This window comes from uncultured Holdemanella sp., from assembly GCF_934754935.1.
GTDB lineage: Bacteria > Bacillota_I > Bacilli_A > Erysipelotrichales > Erysipelotrichaceae > Holdemanella.
This window is the reverse complement of the sequence record NZ_CAKVJB010000067.1, coordinates 1-3236: the sequence shown is the minus strand read 5'-3', so window position 1 is coordinate 3236 and position 3236 is coordinate 1. Positions and strand designations below refer to the sequence as shown.

2 protein-coding genes are annotated in these 3236 nt (G+C 29.6%); both read right to left on the bottom strand.

Annotation, left to right across the window (positions count from 1 at the left end; genetic code table 11):
• Positions 1-517 precede the first annotated feature (517 nt).
• Positions 518-2143 carry an ABC transporter ATP-binding protein gene (locus Q0E86_RS11100; RefSeq protein ID WP_295757182.1) on the bottom strand — a complete coding sequence of 542 codons (1626 nt, stop codon included), beginning with the start codon at positions 2141-2143 and terminating at the stop codon, positions 518-520.
• A gap of 211 nt (positions 2144-2354) precedes the next feature.
• Entirely contained in the window at positions 2355-3050 is a 696-nt protein-coding gene (locus Q0E86_RS11095) for a DUF975 family protein (protein ID WP_295757180.1), read from the bottom strand.
• Positions 3051-3236 lie beyond the last annotated feature (186 nt).

Here is a 3236-nt window from a genome sequence, read left to right as displayed (position 1 = left end):
TACTTTTCCTGGATACCTCTACGCATCAAATCAAGAAAAGTAATCGTTTTACCTTCTTCAACCGAATAGATTCTGGCGAGGTTTTCCAGTTCTTTTTTCCATTCACTAGGAATGGCAATATTGATTTGAACATTGTTTGTTCTAGGTCTAGGCATGATATCAACTCCGAACCATTTCTACATATATTATATATTTTTTATACGCATTATACAATACAAAAAGCGGCTTTCATCTCCACAGCAAGCTATGGAGTTTTCGCCACTTAAATATAACTTTTTTTCTAATGATTTAACATATCCAAAATAATCTTACATGAAAATAGACTCAGACCGCTCACTGACACCATTCTTGATCATATTAAAAAATCATCTTATACAATTTCAAAAGGTAAATTTTTTCAAGAGAAACATTCAAAAATCGAATAATAAAAAAGAGAGTCATTTCATAAACTGAAGCGGCTCCCTTCGTGGATTGGGTGGCTCCGTCACCATGGAATATTCAATAATAATTCAATCCATTACTGATTCATAAATAAATGGTAAAAATAATTCTTATTGCTAAGCAAATCTTCAAATGATCCATGTTCTACAAGTTTCCCATGCGATAAAACCAATATATCATCAAATCCCTGTAGCATTTTCTTATGAATCTTATGTGTTACATAAATTATGGTTTTATCAGTTAATTCTATAATATTGCTTTCTATTTTTTCAGTATTAATACTGTCAAGACTTGATGTAATCTCATCACACAACAATAAATTATGACAATGTAGTTTTGCTCTTGCTATAGATATTCTTTGGATTTGTCCTCCCGACAAATTACCTGCATCTTCAGAAACAATTTGATTCAGATCCAAATCTGAAATATTCGCAAATTCCATTGCACTTGTCAAATCTTCTTCAGAAAAATTTTCTCCTAAACACAAATTTTCTCGAATAGTTCCTGAAAATAAATGTTCTTCTTGTCGAATGATTACAGGTTCTTTATCAAATGAAACAATTCTTCCTTGTTGAATTGAATAATAGCCTAAAATCAATTTTAATAAAGTTGACTTTCCTGATCCACTGTCTCCAACAATCGCGTATTTTTTTCCTTTATCAAATTGGAAGGAAAAATCCTTGAATATAGCTTCTTTGTTTGGAAATCCGAAACCCACATGTTCAAAACAAACTTTATTTTGATTTTCTGAAATAAGAAGTGCTTTCTCGGTTTCTTTCTTATCAATCATTCTAATCAATCTATCATTAATGCCTTTAATAGCCACAAAATTTCCATAATATGAGGCCATAGTATACAAGCAATCAATAAAATTATTTGAAAGTGTCACCACAGACATAAAGTACGTGGCCCTAAAATATCCCTTTAAACTCAATATTGCTAATGCCAAAATAAAACACATTTGTCCAATTACCGCTACGGAATTGGCATATGATGTATTTAACAGAATAAAGAAATTAAAGTGGAAACATTTATTCTCATAATTATCAATATTCTCTTCACCTTTACGAATATAATGTGGTAGAACACGATAATCTTGAATGATATCAAAACATTGAAATAACTCTCTCAATTTTGAATTATATTCTTGGCTTTGTTCAGATAATTGATTAGATGATTTCTTTAATATCTTCGCAAATAAACGTGGAACAGCTATCGTAAATATAGCTACCAAATCCATCATAAAAAAGACATTCCAGTTTACATGTATCAAATATAAACAAACACACAAAAACACAACGCATTGAGTAATCATTGACAAAAAAGGAAAGAAATAATTATCATCGACCATTTTTACATCATTTGTAAACAAAGATAAATATGATCCGATTGAGTTCTCATAAAATTCATTATGATTTTGGTTAAATATGCTACGATAAATATCTTTGGATAAATCAGCCCTTAATTTCTGTCTATATTTTGCTTTATACCTTGAATTCAAATATGAAAACAAAGCTTGATAAATCATAAAAGCTATGATCAACCATAAGCTCACAGTTATTTTAGATTCATCTTGATTTAAAAAAATGCCAGAAACATTTTCAATAATATAGGCTAAAAACAAAGGCGTCAAACAAGTTAGTAAATTGATTATTAGCGTGAAGCAAAATAGTATTTTATTCTTTTTTATATATCTAATCATAATTGAATCCCTTTTACACTCTCAGTGAATCTTTCTATATATCTAACATTGTAAACCTTTTCGCTTCCTTTTCAATTGTTTTTCATCATTTTCACTATCGTACAAATGCATATCAGACAATCAAAAAAGTATCACCTACAACAAGTGATGCTCTTTTATTATCCATCATGGATTTATATTGTTATATTAATCAATAGAGAATTTTTCATTTCTAATCACTTTGAATATCCGTTGCACACTCATCCTTCTTTACAGATTCTTTTAGAATCAAATAAACCTCTGTAAACGCAGCTACATCATATGGCTTCACAAACAATGCTCCAATTCCAAAGCAAAGAAAGCCTAGAAAATACCATCCTAGAAAAGATAAATCTAAGACAAACAGATCCATCTTTTGTCCAGTCGTCATTTGTTTGGATAATGAGAAAGCTTCATCCGTAGTAATATTAGGATTTTCTGCCAATAAACATGGAATCATAGAATATTCATACGCCTTTATAATTCCAGGAACTACAAGTAATAAAAGCCAAAGCATTATTTTTAATTCCATGATAAGCATGATTTTTACCACATTTAAATAATTCCCTTTAAAGCCTTGAAATATTTCATTTAACGCTGGATTTCCATAATGATTTTTAATGAAATAATATTGTTCTCCGACTCTAATGGCAAAGCCAATAAAGATAGAAAATAATAATCCTACAATAGATTCCATTGATAAAAATGAAAGGATTGAAGGAAAAACACTTGGCAATATAACATCAGGTACAAAATTTTGTATTTCTTGAATAACAGTCACATAATCACCACTCAATATTCCTGCGATCAGCGTAACCACAAACATCTTCCAATAGTTTCTTTTCATGATTATTTTGGCTTGTTCTTTAACTTGTTGTCGATTCCACATATTATTTCACCTAACTTTCTTTATACTTAATGTCGATTTCTTCATGTTTTTGTTACACCCTATGCCTCGAATGTAACAATTTTAAGATTGCAATCTTTTTTCCAATTCTTTCAATATAGCATTTGCTTCTTTAACATCATTTAAATACTTATCACTATTAAATAACACTTTTTCCTTGGAAACATA

What these genes read in the sequence shown, in the direction of transcription:
- Q0E86_RS11095 (WP_295757180.1), bottom strand. Translation starts at nt 3,050, where the DNA reads ATGTGGAATCGACAACAAGTTAAAGAACAAGCCAAAATAATCATGAAA.
- Q0E86_RS11100 (WP_295757182.1), bottom strand. Translation starts at nt 2,143, where the DNA reads ATGATTAGATATATAAAAAAGAATAAAATACTATTTTGCTTCACGCTA.